The 17,929-nt window shown below is 58.8% G+C and carries 18 protein-coding genes and 1 riboswitch; of the genes, 3 read left to right on the top strand and 15 right to left on the bottom strand.

Annotated elements, in window-relative coordinates; translation table 11 throughout:
- Positions 1–12 precede the first annotated feature (12 nt).
- The 5 genes from AC2FIR_RS07180 to AC2FIR_RS07160 form a co-directional block, all read right to left on the bottom strand.
- Positions 13–657, bottom strand: coding sequence for a phosphoribosylanthranilate isomerase (locus tag AC2FIR_RS07180; RefSeq protein WP_170613421.1), 645 nt, complete (start codon positions 655–657; stop codon positions 13–15).
- A 5-nt stretch (positions 658–662) separates the two neighbouring features.
- Positions 663–1,013 carry a lipopolysaccharide assembly protein LapA domain-containing protein gene (locus tag AC2FIR_RS07175; RefSeq protein WP_170613423.1) on the bottom strand — a complete coding sequence of 117 codons (351 nt, stop codon included), beginning with the start codon at positions 1,011–1,013 and terminating at the stop codon, positions 663–665.
- A gap of 7 nt (positions 1,014–1,020) precedes the next feature.
- Complete coding sequence (gene ihfB, locus AC2FIR_RS07170) at positions 1,021–1,305, bottom strand: integration host factor subunit beta (protein ID WP_037310872.1); 285 nt, start codon at positions 1,303–1,305, stop codon at positions 1,021–1,023.
- Between the two features lie 272 nt (positions 1,306–1,577).
- The gene (gene rpsA / locus AC2FIR_RS07165) at positions 1,578–3,254 is read right to left on the bottom strand and encodes a 30S ribosomal protein S1 (RefSeq protein ID WP_170613425.1); all 1,677 of its coding nucleotides are present in this window, start codon (positions 3,252–3,254) and stop codon (positions 1,578–1,580) included.
- 244 nt (positions 3,255–3,498) lie between these two features.
- Positions 3,499–3,825 (bottom strand): DUF6525 family protein, encoded by a 327-nt coding sequence (locus tag AC2FIR_RS07160; RefSeq protein WP_480440703.1) that lies wholly within the window; start codon positions 3,823–3,825, stop codon positions 3,499–3,501.
- A 160-nt stretch (positions 3,826–3,985) separates the two neighbouring features.
- Here AC2FIR_RS07160 and AC2FIR_RS07155 point away from each other — a divergent pair, with 160 nt between their 5' ends.
- Complete coding sequence (locus tag AC2FIR_RS07155) at positions 3,986–5,464, top strand: sulfatase-like hydrolase/transferase (protein WP_496744810.1); 1,479 nt, start codon at positions 3,986–3,988, stop codon at positions 5,462–5,464.
- Between the two features lie 134 nt (positions 5,465–5,598).
- On the opposite strand, the gene AC2FIR_RS07150 is transcribed toward AC2FIR_RS07155, so the two are convergent.
- Complete coding sequence (locus AC2FIR_RS07150) at positions 5,599–7,284, bottom strand: tryptophan halogenase family protein (RefSeq protein ID WP_170613431.1); 1,686 nt, start codon at positions 7,282–7,284, stop codon at positions 5,599–5,601.
- Positions 7,285–7,597: 313 nt separating this feature from the next.
- The gene (locus AC2FIR_RS07145; RefSeq protein ID WP_170613433.1) at positions 7,598–8,122 is read right to left on the bottom strand and encodes a hypothetical protein; all 525 of its coding nucleotides are present in this window, start codon (positions 8,120–8,122) and stop codon (positions 7,598–7,600) included.
- A gap of 216 nt (positions 8,123–8,338) precedes the next feature.
- Between AC2FIR_RS07145 and AC2FIR_RS07140 the strand changes: the two genes are divergently transcribed.
- On the top strand, positions 8,339–8,818 hold the full coding sequence (locus tag AC2FIR_RS07140; RefSeq protein ID WP_170613436.1) for a YHS domain-containing (seleno)protein: 480 nt from the start codon (positions 8,339–8,341) through the stop codon (positions 8,816–8,818).
- 17 nt (positions 8,819–8,835) lie between these two features.
- Here the strand turns inward: AC2FIR_RS07140 and cmk are convergent, their stop codons facing one another.
- Positions 8,836–9,453 (bottom strand): (d)CMP kinase, encoded by a 618-nt coding sequence (gene cmk, locus AC2FIR_RS07135; protein WP_170613437.1) that lies wholly within the window; start codon positions 9,451–9,453, stop codon positions 8,836–8,838.
- Positions 9,450–10,796, bottom strand: a complete 1,347-nt coding sequence (gene aroA, locus AC2FIR_RS07130) for a 3-phosphoshikimate 1-carboxyvinyltransferase (protein ID WP_496744812.1) — start codon at positions 10,794–10,796, stop codon at positions 9,450–9,452. The genes cmk and aroA overlap by 4 nt, the downstream gene beginning before the upstream one ends.
- Before the next feature lie 178 nt (positions 10,797–10,974).
- On the opposite strand from aroA, the gene AC2FIR_RS07125 reads away from it, so the two are divergent.
- Positions 10,975–11,784 (top strand): hypothetical protein, encoded by an 810-nt coding sequence (locus tag AC2FIR_RS07125; protein WP_170613441.1) that lies wholly within the window; start codon positions 10,975–10,977, stop codon positions 11,782–11,784.
- 3 nt (positions 11,785–11,787) lie between these two features.
- Here the strand turns inward: AC2FIR_RS07125 and trmB are convergent, their stop codons facing one another.
- The 6 genes from trmB to AC2FIR_RS07095 all read right to left on the bottom strand — a co-directional run bounded on the left by trmB (position 11,788) and on the right by AC2FIR_RS07095 (position 17,882).
- Complete coding sequence (trmB, locus tag AC2FIR_RS07120; protein WP_170613443.1) at positions 11,788–12,495, bottom strand: tRNA (guanine(46)-N(7))-methyltransferase TrmB; 708 nt, start codon at positions 12,493–12,495, stop codon at positions 11,788–11,790.
- Positions 12,496–12,625: 130 nt separating this feature from the next.
- A complete protein-coding gene (gene metK, locus AC2FIR_RS07115; protein WP_170613445.1) occupies positions 12,626–13,807 on the bottom strand; it encodes a methionine adenosyltransferase in 1,182 nt (393 codons plus the stop codon).
- 5 nt (positions 13,808–13,812) lie between these two features.
- Positions 13,813–13,861: riboswitch (SAM-SAH riboswitch) on the bottom strand.
- Positions 13,862–13,903: 42 nt separating this feature from the next.
- The gene (lnt, locus tag AC2FIR_RS07110; protein ID WP_170613447.1) at positions 13,904–15,409 is read right to left on the bottom strand and encodes an apolipoprotein N-acyltransferase; all 1,506 of its coding nucleotides are present in this window, start codon (positions 15,407–15,409) and stop codon (positions 13,904–13,906) included.
- Entirely contained in the window at positions 15,406–16,293 is an 888-nt protein-coding gene (locus AC2FIR_RS07105) for a hemolysin family protein (RefSeq protein ID WP_170613450.1), read from the bottom strand. The genes lnt and AC2FIR_RS07105 overlap by 4 nt, the downstream gene beginning before the upstream one ends.
- A gap of 35 nt (positions 16,294–16,328) precedes the next feature.
- Complete coding sequence (gene ybeY, locus AC2FIR_RS07100) at positions 16,329–16,823, bottom strand: rRNA maturation RNase YbeY (RefSeq protein ID WP_170613451.1); 495 nt, start codon at positions 16,821–16,823, stop codon at positions 16,329–16,331.
- A 36-nt stretch (positions 16,824–16,859) separates the two neighbouring features.
- A complete protein-coding gene (locus AC2FIR_RS07095; RefSeq protein ID WP_170678305.1) occupies positions 16,860–17,882 on the bottom strand; it encodes a PhoH family protein in 1,023 nt (340 codons plus the stop codon).
- Positions 17,883–17,929: the final 47 nt, after the last annotated feature.

Raw genomic sequence — 17,929 nt, 5'->3', positions numbered from 1 at the left:
GGCCCGATCAGATCACCGGGTGGCTTCGATAAAGGCGTTGATCAGGCCCGAATCCTTGATCCCCGGAGCACTTTCAACACCTGAGGCGACATCTACCTGCCGTGCTCCCGTCATCCGAATGGCCTCGGCCACGTTTTCCGGGTTCAAACCGCCGGCCAGCATCCATGGCTTACGCCAGTATTTGCGCCCAGCCAGCAACCGCCAGTCAAACGCCAGCCCGTTACCGCCCGGCAAGACCGCGTTCTTGGGGGCTTTGGCATCAATCAGAAGCTGGTCCGCGACGTCGCTGTAGATATCGATTGCGGCCAGATCTTCGGCATCTGCCACACCGATGACCTTCATCACCGGCAAGCCGTAACGTTCCTTGACCTCGCGCACACGCTCAGCACTTTCGCTGCCGTGCAATTGCAACATATCGAAGGGCGCCGCCTGAGTGATACTGTCCAGCAGATCGTCCGAGGGGTTCACGACCAGGGCCACCTTGGCCACGCCAACCGGCACGTCAGCCATCAACGCAGCCGCCTGTTCGGGCGTGACATACCGGGGCGACTTGGGAAAGAAGTTGAATCCCAGGTATCGTGCACCAGCATCTACGGCCGCGCGCACCTGAGCCGGGGCGGTCAGGCCGCAGATTTTCACACTAATTTCAGTAGACATGCCGCTTAGCTGGCCTCGTCCAGCAGAGCCAGCACCTCATCCTGACCTTGATTCTGCTTTTTCTTGAGCTTCTTGACCTCACGCTCAAGTTTGCGCACTTCGCCTTTGCTGGCCGTCGCGTCGCGGCGGTGCTTGTGTTCGCGCAGCCACTCCCAAAGAAAGCCTATGACCAGCCCGGCAACCACGCCCCCAAGAACAACTAGGAACAGCGGCAACGAGGTGCTGAGGTTGAAGCCAGCCAGCTCGGACAAGGCATCCGGCATAAGCTTGAGTTCAACCATTTCGCGATTGGCCAGCGAAATCGAGATCAGGGTGATCCCGAGGACCGCAAGAAAAGCATATCGAATGTAGCGCATCATAAGGTCAGGCTTTACCGTTCAAACGGTCCCTTAGCAACTTGCCTGTCTTGAAAAACGGTACACATTTTTCCTCGACCTGCACGGTCTCACCGGTTCTGGGATTGCGGCCGACGCGCGCGTCCCGCTGTTTGACAGAAAAAGCGCCAAATCCGCGCAGTTCGACCCGGTCGCCACGGGCCATAGCATCGGTCACTTCCTCGAAAACGGTATTCACGATCCGTTCAACGTCACGCTGATAAAGATGCGGGTTCTCGTCGGCGATTTTCTGAATCAATTCTGAACGGATCATAGGCATTACCCTCCCAGGCGACCGGATTACCATGTCTATTGTTTTGGACAGTATAAGAAAAAACGCTGAACGGGGGAACGCAAACTCCGCGTGCCGAGGCATCATTTTGCCATATTCTCACGCAATTTTTTGCCTGCGAGCCTGATTCCGGGCTCCAAGGAACGCCTGTTGCCCGAGTTGGGCCTGGAAATCAGAACATGTTGATTCGCAACAAAAACGGCCCCGCACTGACGTGCGGGGCCGAAATTCGACTGCTTCGAACAGCCTGAGGTTTAGTCGCCGGATTTCAGCGCCGCACCCAGGATATCGCCCAGCGATGCGCCCGAGTCGGAGGAACCGTACTGTTCCACGGCCTCTTTCTCTTCGGCAATCTCGCGTGCTTTGATCGACAGGCCCAGACGGCGAGTCTTGCTGTCGACGTTGGTGACGCGGACGTCGACCTTGTCACCGGTCGAGAAACGCTCGGGGCGCTGCTCGGCACGGTCACGCGACAGATCCGAACGGCGGATGAAGGACTTCATGCCCTCATATTCCACCTCGATGCCGCCATCTTCGATCGCGGTGACTTCAACGGTGATGACCGAGCCACGCTTCACACCGCCCACGGCTTCGGCGAACTTGTCACCGCCCAGGGCTTTGATCGACAGCGAGATACGCTCTTTTTCCACGTCAACTTCCGAAACGACGGCCGAAACCATGTCGCCTTTGCGGTAGTTCTGGATCGCATCCTCGCCACGCTCGTCCCAGGACAGGTCGCTGAGGTGAACCATGCCGTCGATGTCGCCTTCGAGGCCAATGAACAGACCGAATTCGGTGATGTTCTTGACTTCGCCTTCGACCTCGGTGCCCTCGGGGTGTGTTTCTGCAAACACTTCCCATGGGTTGCGCTGAGTCTGCTTCAGGCCCAGAGACACGCGACGCTTGGCGCCGTCGATTTCCAGAACCATGACGTCGACTTCCTGGCTGGTCGAAACGATCTTGCCGGGGTGGACGTTTTTCTTGGTCCAGGACATCTCGGACACGTGCACCAGACCTTCGACACCAGCTTCCAGCTCGACGAACGCGCCGTAGTCGGTGATGTTGGTGACGCGACCCTGATGGACCGAGCCCAGCGGGTACTTGGCAGCAACCAGATCCCACGGATCTTCCTGCAGCTGCTTCATGCCCAGGCTGATGCGGTGGGTCTCTTTGTTGATCTTGATGACCTGAACCTTGATGGTTTCGCCGATCGTCAGGATCTCGGACGGGTGGTTCACACGGCGCCATGCCATGTCGGTGACGTGCAGCAGGCCGTCAACGCCGCCCAGGTCAACAAATGCACCGTATTCGGTGATGTTCTTGACGACACCCTCGACGGTCTGACCTTCGGACAGGTTGCCGATAACCTCGGCGCGCTGTTCGGCACGCGATTCTTCCAGGATAGCGCGGCGCGAAACAACGATGTTGCCACGGCGGCGGTCCATTTTCAGAATCTGGAACGGCTGCTTCAGACCCATCAGCGGGCCAGCGTCGCGCACGGGGCGGACGTCAACCTGCGAGCCGGGCAGGAACGCAACTGCGCCACCCAGATCGACGGTGAAGCCACCTTTGACGCGACCGAAGATTGCACCTTCGACGCGCTGGTCGTCTGCATATGCTTTTTCCAGACGGTCCCATGCCTCTTCACGGCGGGCCATCTCGCGCGAGATGACGGCTTCGCCACGGGCGTTTTCTGCGGCACGCAGGTATACTTCGACCTCGTCACCAACAGCGATTTCAGGAGCTTCGCCGGGATTTGCGAATTCTTTCAGATCAACGCGGCCTTCCATTTTGTAGCCGACGTCGATGATGGCCTGACCGGCTTCAATCGCCAGAATCTTGCCTTTGACAACAGAACCCTCTTCGGGTGTGTCCATTTCGAAGCTTTCATTAAGGAGGGCTTCGAATTCCTCCATGGATGCGTTAGCCATGTGGCGTTGTTTTCCTTTACATACGTTTTTACTGGCCGAGCGGTTGTCTCCGCCGGTCTTGTTTCATGACGTCTTCGGACGTGATCCGGGGCGCATCCGATTACACAAACACAAAGGGCCGAGGTGACCCGGCCCTGCTCAGATACGTCATCCGGACGTTGACCGCCCTTGTACAGACAGCGCGCGTATAGGCGGATTTGCTGACCGGCGCAAGTGGAAAGCCCATATTTCCAAGGTAAATGGCCTATTGGGCGCGATCCTGCCGCCCCGGCTGATCGAATTTTGGCTTCCAGATCCGGGCGTCCCGCTTCAGCATTGCCCTTTCAATTGCATCCAGCCGGGTTTTCGCCGCTTCCGGATTATGGGTTCCGCCTGCACGAATCCAGATCCGCTTTGCGGAAGCCGGGCTCCACGGAAGGCAGGCGGCTGCAAGCCACTGACGCAATTCAGGCGGCAGCGCGTCATAAGCCCGCATTGGTGAACCGCCTCTTATCCTGCGATGGAGACTGGTGTTTTGATTTCGCCGCCTGTGCCTGCCCCGGCTGACACCCCCAGAGGAAGTCGCGCCCATATTTCCGCCTTTGCTTAAAAACAAATCGATATGTTATGACATTACATTTCGTGCAGAAGGACGCAACTGCGCAAATGGCCCCAAATCACTTTCCCGGAATGTCGCAATCAAACCTGCGACCAGGCCCGACCCGACGGTATGAAGTGAGGCGGAGGACCCCATGACTCAGCAAAATACGAATTTTCTTGTCATCATTTCGGACGAACATCGCAAGGATGCCATGGGTTGCGCAGGGCACCCGATCGTAAAAACTCCGCATCTGGATGCGCTGGCCGCACGGGGCACGATGTTCCGGGCCGCCTACACGCCGTCGCCAATGTGTGTCCCGACCCGCGCAGCGCTGGCCACAGGTGAATGGGTGCACCGCACCGGCAATTGGGACAGCGCCTCGCCCTACGCCGGAGACCCCCGCAGCTGGATGCGGCAGCTGCGCGACGCCGGGCGCGAAGTGGTTTCCATCGGCAAACTTCATTTTCGGTCGGCCGACGATGACAACGGGTTTTCGGAAGAAATCATTCCAATGCACGTGGTCGGCGGCGTCGGATGGCCCGTCGGTCTGCTACGGGAAAACCCACCGCCTTACGATTCAGCCGCTGAACTGGCAGGCGACGTAGGTGCCGGCAGCAGCACCTATACCGAATACGACAGGGGCGTCACAAACGCCGCCGAGGCTTGGCTGGCGGATCCCAAGCGCCGCGAGCAGCCCTGGGCCGCCTTTGTTTCGCTGGTCAGCCCGCATTACCCGCTGACCTGCCCTGAGGAATGGTACAACCTTTACGACCCCGCCTACATGGACCTGCCGGTCGGTTACGGCGAAGGCCTGCCTGACCATGAAGAGCTGCGCAATATCGCCGCCTTCTTCAACTACGAGGACTATTTTGATGAACAGAAGATGCGCGAAGCAAAGGTTGCCTATTACGGCCTGACCTCGTTCATGGATCACTGCGTCGGCCGCGTGGTTGCCGCGCTGGATGCCAGCGGACAATTGGACAATACCGTTATCCTATATGTGTCGGACCATGGCGACATGATGGGGGATCAGGGTTTCTGGACCAAGATGGTCATGTACGAAGCCAGCGCCGGTGTGCCTATGATCGCTGCCGGTCCCGGTATTCCCGCAGGCCGCACCGCTTCGACCTGCACAAACCTGACCGATATAGCCGCCACCGCCCGCGAGGTCTGTGGTGTTGCCGATGACGAAGGGAACGCCGGCCAGCCCGGCCTGTCGCTGCGTACCATCGCCAATGCGCCTGACGACCCGAACCGTACCGGTTTCAGTGAGTACCATGATGGCGGTTCAAAAACCGGCAGTTTCATGGTGCGCTGGGGCCGCTGGAAATATGTCCACTACGTTGGTCAACCACCGCAGTTATTCGATCTGGAAACCGACCCGCACGAACTGGTGAACCGCGCGGTGGATCGGGTAAACGACCCCGACGTTGCCGCCGCGCTGGCTGAGGGTGCGCGCCGCTTGCACGAAATCTGCGATCCGGAGGAGATCAACGCCCGCGCTTTTGCCGACCAGCGCCGCAAGATCGAAGCGCTGGGAGGGGAAGACGCTTGCCGCACGGCCTTCGTGTTCAACCATACGCCGACGCCGACCGAACAGGACGAGATGCGCGAGGGATCCGCGCTATAGCGTCAGATCACTTCGCTCGGCGGCTCCGATAATGGCGGTCCTCATAACACCCGAGTGAACGCAACAGGGGCAGAGTTTCGAAGCTCTGCCCCTCATAAGTCCTTCCAACCCCTCTTTCTGAGAGGCGGGGAATTTTAGAACAGCTGCAAATCCTTCGCGCCGCTTTGGATTTCGGCAAAATTGGGCATGTTGTGGATCACCGCCGGAGCAGGGACCGCACCCGGCATGGCCACTGTAGGTTTCACTGCAGCTGCCTTTCCAAAGGCTGGTCTCTCCAGTTCTCCCCGGATATCGCGCAGCAGCGTTTTGTGATCCGGCATCGTTTTGAGGATCTGTGCAAGGTGCCCCTTCGCGCCCTTCCACCACTGGAACCAAATCGGTCGGTTCAACGGTCGCAGCCGATCACGGATGCCTTCACCATAGCCCGTATCATAGACCTGCTTGCCCAAAAGAACCGTCTGATAGACCCGGTGGTCAAACAGCGTTGCAAACTCGACATCGTGCTGCATCGGAAGCCGGTGCTGCCACAATTTCAGGTTTTCGGCCAACCGATCCGGTACTTTCATCTCGGTGCGTGCATCGATCCAGTATTGGTCGTCCGTGCGGTTGCCCAGTTGGTAATGCAGACAGATGAATTCCAGAACTTCGCCATAAAGCTTGTCCATCTGCCGATTATACCTGGCGCGCAAGGACGGCTCCATGTCGCGTGTGGGCAGGTGTTCGGCGAACCAGCGTACTGCATGATCAATCATATGGATCGCGGTACTTTCCAATGGCTCAATAAAACCACCGGAAAGACCGATCGCCACACAGTTTTTGACCCAGGCGTTGCGGACGCGACCGATACGCATCGGGATCACACGTGGCGTCGCCCCCTTGCCGCTGTCCCCCAGCCATTCGAGGTATTCATCCGCCGCCTGATCATCCGTGCGGTGTGCCGACGAGAACACATAACCGGTGCCCACACGGTTATAAAGCGGCACCCGCCATGTCCACCCTGCGCCCAGTGCGGTAGACCGCGTAACGCTTTCGATCTTTTCCGGGTTGGGATGCTCGATCTGCAACGCCATGGCGCGGTCGTTTGGCAGATAATCCGAATAATCCATAAACGGCTCGCCAAGTGCCTTGTTGATGATCAACCCGCGAAAACCGGTACAATCGACGACCATCTCGACGTCATGGCGGCCTTTGCGGTCCAACATCAGGTGGCTGACATTGCCCTTTTCATCCAGCTCTACTGACTGCACTTCATCCTGTATATGCTCCACACCACGCTTGGTGCAGACCTTGGTCAGCATGCCTGCGAACTTTACGGCATCCAGATGATACGCATAGCCAAAGCGCTGCTCAAATTCCGGCTGACCCAGTTGCCGTGCGCCTTTACACAATCGGGCCAGATCATCGTGTGGCGAGATTGATTGCGTAAAGTCCCGATCCCCATTGCCAAAGCGCAGGAAATATTCGGCGGCCTCCAACCCCTCCAGCATCTGACCATGGGCAAAAGGGTTCACGTAGTCGATGCGATTGCCCTTGGTGTCCTTGTTCCAGTTGCAGAATTTCACACCCAGCTTGAACGATGCGTTGGTCTCGCGGAAAAAATCCCGCTCTGAAATGCCCGCCTGGCGGAGCGTGACGGGCATGCGCGGAACCGTGGCTTCGCCAACACCAACGGTGGCGATATTCGGGCTTTCGATCAGGCAGATACGCGGGCGATCCTTGGGTGCTGACGTGCGTGAAAGCACCATTTCCAGGATCAAGGCGGTCATCCAACCAGCCGTACCACCACCTACGATGGTGATTTTACTTAAACGATTATTCATGTATTTCTGTCCCTGTTGGCTTGGGGGATTTTTTGGCTGCCTGCCCTTTTTTGTTTTTGGGCTTGTGTGGCAGCCTTCCCTTTTCGCTGCGGGAAACTATAGCAGTTTTCCTGCTTTCAGCTAGAGCCTATGAAAATATGGCATTCAGACCCGTCCATGCGTCCGAAATCGCAACGGAAAACACTCATCGTTTTGCTCCCGGCACCACATGAAACCATGGCGCGCCAGTCGCCACGGTGCTGTACATCGTCTTCAGAACGTGGGTCCCTGCGAAACAGGGCAGTATCAGGAAAAAACCCATTTCGGGCGCGGATCAGATTTCCTCGCCCTTCTTCAAAAGCTCTTCGATCAGGGCGCGCTGCAGGTCGGTACTGTCGCCGCCTCCGAACTCTGCCGCACCACCGGTATAAAGGGTGCCGTAGGTCGCGGCGATGTTCACAGTCTGGGCCAGCCCCGAGATCAACTGGTCTTTTCTCAGTGAAGACAACGGGTGGATGAACGCAGCCCACAAAGTGCCATTGGCGATCGCGTAACGCGCATCCAGCGTACTGTCGAAATTGGCCTGCATCATGCGCCGCAGATCATCATCCGACAGCCCCTCGGCACTGCGGATCGGGACCATGGCGCGCATCCGATCGGCATGAATGTCTGTCACCACCAACATCGGATAATCCGCAACCGTCATCTGAAATCCGGGGCCCTGCGGTTGCGCTTCTGGGTCAATCGCAAAGATGATCTTGCCCAGACGCTCGTAATCCATTGCCGGCTCGGGTGCCTGCCTGTCCTGAGCCGCCAGTCCTCCGGCCAGAAAAATCAGCAATACGGCTAGTCGGATCATGGCACTTCTCCTGCAGGCTATTCCTTCACAATAGAAAGCCACCTTTTCACTGGCCAAACAAAGCTTGGTGAAGAGTATTCCCGGCAAGCCCTATCTTTGAACGATCTGCAAAATCTGACGGCCTTACTGCGATAGTTCGTACAAGAACAGCCGCCTATCTTTGTTTCAGCGGTTGGCGCACCAGCCAGCCCGAACCTGAACACGAAAGGAAATGCAATGAAAAATCTGGTACTGACCACCCTGATCGCAACCCTGCCGCTGATCGCTGCCCCGGCCTTTGCCGCCGATGAAATCAACGTTTCGAACGGCATCTCGGCAGCGGGCGCACCTTTGGCGGCCCATGGCGTCGATCTGGTCGCGCTGGTCAATGACGGCAACCCGGTAGAGGGTTTTGCAACCCATTCCGCCACCTACGACGGAGCGTCGTACTACTTCACCAGCGCCGCGAACCGCGAAGCGTTCGAGGCCAACCCGGCCGCCTATCTTCCGCAGCATGGCGGATTCTGCTCGTATGGCGTGTCCGTGGGCAAGAAGTTCGACGGCGACCCGGATCAGTATCTGGTGGCTGATGGAAAACTGTACCTGTTCCTGAACGCCGATACCCGCGCTGCGTTCCTGAAGGACGTCACCGCCACGGCAAAAACAGCTGACGACCAGTGGGCAAGCATCAAAAGCATCGCCGTCGGCGAACTGTAATCAGGCAGCCCGCGGCACTACGGTGTCGCGGGTCGCCTTTGTTTGATGACCTCTATGGCCTGTTCCAATGCAGCTTCGATACTCAGATCAGAGGTATCGAGCAGAACCGCGTCATCTGCGGGCCTCATCGGCGCCGCGCTGCGTTCCGCATCCCGCGCGTCACGCTCCCGTACATCCGCCAGGACCTGATCGCGTGTGACATCAGCCCCTTTTGCGCTGAGTTCAAGATAGCGACGCTCTGCTCGCACCTCGGCACTGGCGGTGACGAACAGTTTCACTTCCGCCGCCGGACATATCACGGTTCCGATATCGCGGCCGTCCAGCACGGCCCCTCCCGCCCGGCGGGCAAAGGTGCGCTGGAAATCCACCAACGCGGCGCGCACTTCGGGGATCACCGCAACTTTCGAGGCCGCCTGTGCAATCTCGGCCGTTCGCAGATCACCCTGAGCCAGTTCTTCAGCGGTCAACGCAAGCGCCGCCGCAACCGGGTCCACACCAACCAGCGTGTGCCTGCCCACGGCACGATACAGCAGCCCCGTGTCCAGATGCGCAAAGCCAAAATGTTCAGCGACACCTTTGGAAATCGTGCCCTTACCCGCCGCCGCAGGACCGTCTATGGCGACCGTAAAACTCATGTACGCTCGACCTTCGCCCCCAAGGCCGCCATAAGTGGTTCGAAAATCGGGAATGAGGTCGCGATTGGGCCGCCGTCATCGACAGATACCGGAGATTTCGCACCCATGCCCATGACCATAAAGGACATGGCAATGCGGTGGTCGAGAAAGCTCTCACATGTGCCGCCGCCTGGGACGTTACCGATGCCGAGGCCCTCGACCGACCACCAGTCGTCGCCCTCGTCCACTGTCACGCCATTGGCGCGCAGCCCGCGCGCCATGGCGTCGATGCGATCGCTTTCCTTGACGCGCAGTTCCTTGACGCCGCCCATCATCATGGTGCCGGTGGCATTGGCCGCTACCACAGACAGCACCGGGTATTCGTCGATCATCGAGGCCGCGCGTTCCGGTGGCACGTTGATGCCCTTCATGTTGGGTGAATATTTGGCGCGCAGATCGGCGACTGGTTCGCCGCCCTCTTCGCGCTCATTCTCATATGTCAGGTCTGCGCCCATCTCGCGCAAAGTCGTGAACAGCCCCGCACGGGTCGGGTTCAGACCGATACCCGGAACCAGTACGTCAGAACCGGGCGTGATCAGCGCCGCGCAAACCGGGAAGGCCGCGCTGGACGGATCCCGCGGAACGGCAATAACCTGCGGCTTCAACTCGGGGCGACCGGTCAGCGTGATCACGCGACCCTCGTCCGTGTCCTCAACCGTAATCTCCGCTCCGAAACCGGCCAGCATCCGTTCGGAATGGTCGCGGGTGGCTTCTTTTTCGATCACCACGGTCTTGCCCGGTGCGTTCAGACCGGCCAGCAGGACGGCCGACTTGACCTGAGCCGAGGGGACGGGAACTTCGTAGCGAACCGGCACTGCCTCGGCCGCGCCCACGATTGTCATCGGCAGACGCCCGCCGGAACGACCGACAGATTGCGTGCCAAACAGCGCCAGCGGATCGGTGACCCGCGCCATGGGACGCTTGTTCAGGCTGGCGTCGCCGGTAAAGGTCGCGGTGATAGGCGACGTCGCCATCGCCCCCATGATCAGGCGCACTCCGGTGCCCGAGTTGCCGCAGTCGATAACCTGATCGGGCTCGGCAAAGCCGCCAACCCCGACGCCATGCACGGTCCATTCGCCGCCGCCGTGATCCGTGACTTCGGCCCCAAAGGCCCGCATGGCCTTGGCGGTGTCCAGAACATCCTCGCCCTCCAGCAAACCCGAAATTCTTGTTTCGCCAACCGCCATCGCGCCCAGAATCAGCGACCGATGCGAGATCGACTTGTCGCCGGGCACCTCTGCCGTGCCGGTCAGCGGGCCGCAGGGATGCGACGTCATCGGGATGGGCGTTCCGTGTCCGGACATGGGGTCTCCTTTTGCGCTATCAGTGCTCAAGCCGATTAGCGAATTGGGGCCGGTTGGTCCAGCGGCAATGCGACCGCAAGATTGAACAGAATTTGGGGCATCAGCAAGTTTCAGGCTATTGTGGCGACATTTAGGACGCATTCGTTTTGATTCACACAAATCACTCCGAGGTCTAATCATGTCACAGCTTCGATCCATGCTTTCCAAGGGAACCGAAACCTACTTTCAGCCCGAAGACCCCTTGAAGACTGACAGTGTTCTGCAGATGCGCCTGGCCTTTCTGGTCGGGTTGGTCGCCTTCGGCCTGCCAATAATTCTTGCCAGTGGCGCAATATTTGGCGGCAGCTGTTTTCGTGACAGCATCAGCCACTTTTATTACGCCCAGTTTCTGGGGGCGATTTTTGTCGGATTACTGATATTCATCGGTGGTTTTCTGATCGCTTATACCGGTGACCACTGGCTTGAGGATCTTGGGTCCTTTATTGCCGGATTAGGTGCCTGCTTTGTTGCGGTATTCCCGACAAGCGGGTCTGGCTGCGAAGAACCGGTCAGCTTCCAGTCGCGTATTTTTGCCGATGTGAACCAAACACCGCCACCGGTCTTGTCTGACCCCGATCCCGAAGCATTTTTCACGCTGTTTTCCGGTGCTCCGCATTTGCATGCCTGGTCTGCCGGTATCTTGTTTATCTATCTGGGCCTTTATTGTCTGTTTGTTCTGCGCCGCGTGGTTCCCGAGCGTCACATCAAAAACGGTCAATTGATCGAGACAAAAAGACGGCGCAACACGTTGTATACGTTGTGCGGCATCACGATCCTGCTGTGTGTTCTGGTGCTGGGAATTATCGCGTTTTCCGGCGAAGGCGCCCAGAGAGGGTGGAAGTCCCACAATCTGACCTTCTTTGTGGAAACCATCGCGCTTTGGGCGTTCGGGCTGGCGTGGTTTGCCAAAGGCAGGGCCTTTCCCAACCTGCGGGACCCCGCGCCTTAGCGCTCAGGTTTTGCGGAACGTCAGGTAATGCGGTGTACGCCCCTCCCGCAGGGCTTTTTGTTCATACCGGGTGGAAATCCAGTCGTCCCATGGCGTACGCCAGTCCTGCGGGCGTTCCGCCAACCATTCGAAACCGGCGCGCGGAACTTCCTCGAGTGTCTGCCGCACAAAGTCCGGAATGTCGGTCGCCACGCGAAAAATCGACCCCGGCTTGAGGGTGCGCGCCAAGGGTTCCAGATGTTCAGGCGTCACGAAGCGGCGGCGGTGGTGCCGGGTTTTCGGCCACGGGTCCGGGTAAAGCAGAAAGGCGCGCGAGATGCTTGCCTCGGGCAGCACGTCGAACAAATCACGCGCATCGCCGGGATGGATGGCGAGATTCTCAACCTCGGCCCGGCGAATTTTCCCCAGCAGCATGGCAACGCCGTTAATGTAGGGCTCGGCCCCGATGATGCCGACACCGGGGTTGTTTTGGGCCTGATGAACCAGGTGTTCACCGCCGCCAAACCCGACTTCAAGCCAGACGTCCCGGCCGCCAAACAGCGCCTGCAAGTCCAGAGGGTTCCGTTCGGGGTTGGTGTCCCAGTCAACCGCACCAGGTGACAATGCTGCGAGGTCTTCATTCAGATAGGTCTTTTGGCTGGGCTTCAGGGTCTTGCCCTTGAAGCGGCCATAGAAGTTTCTGCGCGGGCGTTGCGGGGTCTCGGTGCTCATGGCGGTGCCCATACTGCCCGCGCCCGGGCATTGCAAGGGTCAGAGGGCGAAGGCCAGACCCTACACCCCCGAGGTGTCTTCAAACAAAAAAGAACGCGCCCTGATGGGCGCGTCCCCCGTTAATTTCCGGTCAGACCGCGGCTTTCAGCGCATCCACCAAGTCGGTGCGCTCCCAACTGAAACCGCCATCCGCCTCCGGCTCGCGCCCGAAATGGCCGTAGGCTGCGGTGCGTTGGTAGATCGGTTTGTTCAGTTCCAGATGCGTCCGGATACCGCGTGGCGTCAGGTCCATGACCTGCCCGACGGCATTTTCTATCGCTGCATCCTCGATCTCGCCAGTGCCGTGAGTATCGGCATAGATAGACAGGGGTTTTGAAACACCGATCGCATAGCTCAACTGGATTGTGCAGCGCTCGGCCATTCCGGCGGCAACGACGTTTTTGGCCAGATAGCGCGCGGCATAGGCTGCCGAGCGGTCGACCTTGGTCGGATCCTTGCCCGAAAACGCCCCGCCCCCATGCGGCGCGGCGCCGCCATAGGTGTCCACAATAATCTTGCGACCCGTCAGCCCCGCATCACCGTCCGGTCCGCCAATGACGAATTTACCCGTGGGGTTAACGTGCCATTCTGTGTCAGCCGACAACCAGCCTTCGGGCAGGGTTTCCCGGATGTAAGGTTCGACAATGGCGCGGATGTCGTTCGAAGACAGCGCCTCGTCCAGGTGCTGTGTCGACAATACGATGGAACTGACGCCGACCGGCTGGCCGTCGCGATAAATCACCGACAGTTGTGATTTTGCATCCGGCCCAAGCGCAGGCTCGGTGCCATTTTTGCGAACCTCCGCAAGACGACGCAGGATCGCGTGCGAGTACTGGATCGGTGCAGGCATCAGCGCAGGCGTTTCCGTGGTGGCATAACCGAACATGATCCCCTGATCACCGGCGCCTTCATCCTTGTTGCCCGACGCATCCACGCCTTGCGCGATATGCGCGGATTGTTCGTGCAGCAGGTTGGTGACTTCGACCGTTTCGTGGTGAAACTTGTCCTGCTCGTACCCGATATCCTTTACGCAGGCGCGCGCGATCTCGTCGATACGGCCCATATATTCGTGCAAACGGTCCTGATCTGAAAGACCGACCTCGCCTCCGATTACAACTCGATTGGTCGTCGCGAATGTCTCGCAGGCGACACGCGCTTCGGGTTCTTCGTTCAGAAATGCATCAAGCACAGCATCGGAGATGCGGTCGCAGACCTTGTCCGGGTGCCCTTCGGAAACAGACTCCGAAGTAAAGGTATAGTTTTGTCGGGACATGAAAGTGCTCCATTAAGATTTCCCCATCACGCCAGGAAGCCGTTGTGACAGGCATCAGGATGCATAAATCGCCCGGCCAGAAGGGTCAATCCGCATTTATGATCCGGCCCGCCTGGCAAGCAGCCAGGACACCGAAAACATGGCCAATAAAGCCAAAAGCACCGGACTATCCCCAATGCGCGAATAAAAAGTTTCCGTCAGGGGGGCCGGTAGCCGTGCATCCACGTAGCCTGCCTTCCCCAGGGGCAATGCACTTGTGATGCGCCCCAGCGGATCAATCATGGCCGATACTCCGGTGTTGGCCGATCGCATCATCGGCAGGCCCGTCTCAATCGCGCGCATCTGGGCCTGCGCCAGATGCTGGTAAGGGCCGGATCGTGTTCCGAACCACGCGTCGTTGGTGATTTGCAGCAGGTAATCCGCGCGCCCCGGGGCCGACAGGACGTCCTGAGTAAACACCGCCTCGTAACAGATAAGCGGCAACGCCCGGCCGAGCATGCCCGTATCCAACAGGGCTGGCCCGGGTCCGGAACTGAAACCGTTGCCCGTAGTCGTGGCCATGCCGTGAATTCCGAAACGAGCCATCAGATTCCCGAAAGGCACATATTCCCCGAATGGCGCAAGGTGATGCTTGTCATACAGCCCCTGCTGCTGGCCATCCTGATCCAGCAAGATCATGGAATTGTAGATACGGGCGCCATCACTGCGCTGGATACCCAGAACAACCGGGACACCCTGGGCGGCATCTGCGACGGCGTTCAGATAAGGTTGCGCCCCGCTCAGCCACGCCGGTACGGATGTTTCGGGCCAGACAATCAGATCGGGGCGCGGTTCAGCGGCAGTAAATTCTACCTGCCGCGCAAAAAACAGCGGCGTGAAATCCGGATCCCATTTCTGGTGTTGCGGTGCATTGGGCTGCACCAAACGCACGACGTGATCGGTGTCAGTCACATTGGGCCTGCTGAGCGCATATACCCCGGCCAGAATCGCAAGCCCAGCCGTCATCGCGATTGGCACTGCCTGGTACCGAGTGTCTTCGCGCTTGGTCAGGCCCGCGCCCAAAGGCAGGGTGGCAAAAAGAGTCATCGCGCCCAAGCCGTAAGGCCCGATCAGCGACAGCAGTTGCGCCACAGGTGTACCGACCCATATCTGCGCCAGCCCTGCCCAGGGAAAACCTGTGAGCACATATCCGCGTGCCAGTTCCACCAATGAAATTGCGGTCGCCAGCAAACACGCCTGCAAAATCGCCGGAGCGCCGGGGTGCCGCGAGACACGAAACGCCAAAGCCCAGAACAACGCCAGCCCGCCGGCCAGGAATACCAGCGCAAAGGGCGCCATCCAGGCGTGGCGCGCGGCGTCAACCTGAAACGGCTCGACAATCCAGGACAGCGCGTGCGCGAAATAGCCGGTGCCAAAGGCCCATCCCATCCAACAGGCGCGCGCCTTTGTTTCTGTTGTCAGAAACAAAGGCGCGATCAATATCAGGGCAACCAGAGTTGCCAGCCAATATCCGAACGGCGCCAGGCCAAACGCGGCCAGCGCCCCAAGCAACCCGGCCAGCGCCACCCTCAACAGGAAGGGCCAGCCTTTGGCAGGGTTCATGCAACCTGATCCGGCAACATGACACGCAAACGCTTGATGCGCCGGGGATCGGCGTCGATGACTTCGAACTCGGGGCCTTCGGGGTGCAGTACGACCTCTCCCCTCGTCGGGACGCGCCCGGACAACATGAAGACCAGACCGCCCAGCGTATCGATCTCTTCTTCATCGACATCTTCGTGGCTGGTCAGCGAACGTCCGATTTCGGCCTCGAAATCCTCAAGCGGGACCTTCGCCTGAACGACATAGCAGCCGGGCTTCTCCTGAACCCACAACTGACTTTCATCGGCATCATGTTCGTCGGCGATCTCACCCACAACCTGTTCGATCAAGTCTTCGATGGTCAGCAGGCCATCAACCCCACCGTATTCGTCGATCACCAGCGCCATATGGCGGCGCTCCGTCTGCATCTTTGTCAGCAGAACCCCGATCGGCATCGATGGCGGCACAAAAAGAAGCGTGCGCAGCATCGACACAAGGTCAAATTCAGCCGACCCGCCGTTGAACCCGTGGGTCAGAGCAAAATCCTTGAGGTGCACAAACCCCAAGGGCGTATCCAGGGTCCCGTCGTAAACCGGTATCCGTGACAAGCCGCTGTCACGAAACAGCTGCGCCAGTTCATCCTTGCTGATCGTTGACGGGACCGCGACGATATCCGCCGACGGGATTGCAACATCCTCGACCCGCATACGGCGAAGGTTGATCATGCCGCGGGGCTGAATCATGTCGGTGTCATGTCCGTTGGCCACGCTAGCGGTGTCGTCACTCTGCGATGTAAATGCATCCACGATCCGGGAAAAAAGTCCGGATTTATCTTTACTTTCAATGTTGCCATCCTCTGGTTGCGCGCTTTGCGCCGCCATAGAACTGCCGTCTGTATCGCCCATTATCCTGTTCCAACTGTGCGGGCCCGAGGCCCCATTCATACATTATATGGGTCATCAATACCCATTTTGCCAAGTATCTCGACCTCGACCGCCTCCATCAAAGTGGCGTCAGGGTCACGAATGTGATCATACCCCAGCAAATGCAACACACCGTGAACGATCAGATGTGTCACGTGATCGCCCATGGATTTGCCCGCCTCTGCGGCCTCACGCTCGCAGGTCTCGAAGGCTATGGCGATATCCCCCAGCACGATCTCACCCGTGAAGTCCGGACTTGGTTGCGCGGGGATTCCGCCTGGGTCCGCCGGTGAAAGATCCTCGGCGGGCCAGCTCAGCACGTTTGTCGGCACCGGCTTTCCCCGAAATTCCGAATTCAGATCGGCAATTCGGGCGTCATCACATCCCAGCAGGCTGATTTCACACTCATCGGACTCAAGCCCGCAATGGGTCAGAGCGCCAATGATCGCCCTTTGGGCCAAATGCTCCAGCCCTGACCAGCGTGCGTCTTCGACCGTTATTTCCAGGTTCATGCCTTTCACCCAATGCCTGTGCAGCGGGCGCCTAGGTCACTCTGTGTCCCGGCCCGCGTCGGCCTCATACGCTTCGATGATGGCGGCGACAAGCGGGTGGCGGACAACGTCCTTGGAAGTGAAATAGTTGAAACTGATGTTGGGAATCGACTTGAGCAGCCGTTCCGCATCTCGCAAACCCGACTGAACACCGCGCGGCAGGTCCACCTGAGACCGGTCCCCGGTGATAACCATGCGGCTGCCTTCGCCCAGTCGGGTCAAAAACATCTTCATCTGCATGGTGGTCGCGTTTTGCGCCTCGTCCAGCACTACAAAGGCATTGGCCAAGGTACGCCCCCGCATGAACGCCAGCGGTGCGATTTCGATTCGCTTTTCCTCGATCAGCTTGGCCAGTTGCTTGCCGGGCAGGAAATCATTCAGCGCGTCGTACAGAGGCTGCATGTAAGGATCGACCTTGTCCTTCATGTCGCCCGGCAGATAGCCCAGCTTTTCACCGGCCTCGACTGCGGGTCGGCTGAGGATGATCCGGTCGACCTGCCCGCCGATGAACATCGACACCCCGGCGGCAACAGCAAGGTATGTCTTGCCGGTTCCCGCTGGCCCGATTCCAAAGGCCAATTCGTTGTTGAACAACGAGCGGACATAGGCTTTTTGGGCATCAGTGCGCGGTTCGACCAGCTTTTTGCGCGTCTTGATCTCGACAGTGCCGCCTTTGAACATTTCAAGCTGATCGCCGTCGCGCGTTCCGGTCTCGGCCTCGGAATTGCCCATGCGCAATTCCCGGTCGACATCGGCCGGCATGACCTCGCGCCCGCCTTCCAACCGGGTGTACAGGGCCTGTAGCACCTCCAGGGCCTGCTTTTGCGCATCTTCATCGCCCATTACGACCAATTGATTTCCCCGGCGCACGATCTGAACAGAAAGCTTCTGTTCGATATCGGCCAGATTGCGGTCATATTCGCCGCAAAGATCAATCAACAGTCGGTTGTCGGGAAATTCAACAAGCGCCTCGTTACGGGGCATGTCATTTTGCGGTGGGTTCAGGGCACCGATGGCCAATCCGTTCTCCTGTCTTGGCGTTTCAAAATCAGCGTAGACAACAATTC

It is taken from the genome of Ruegeria sp. CDSB136 (genome assembly GCF_059610965.1).
The sequence above is the reverse complement of the archived record's forward strand: the minus strand, read 5'-3'. Positions and strand labels throughout refer to the sequence as shown.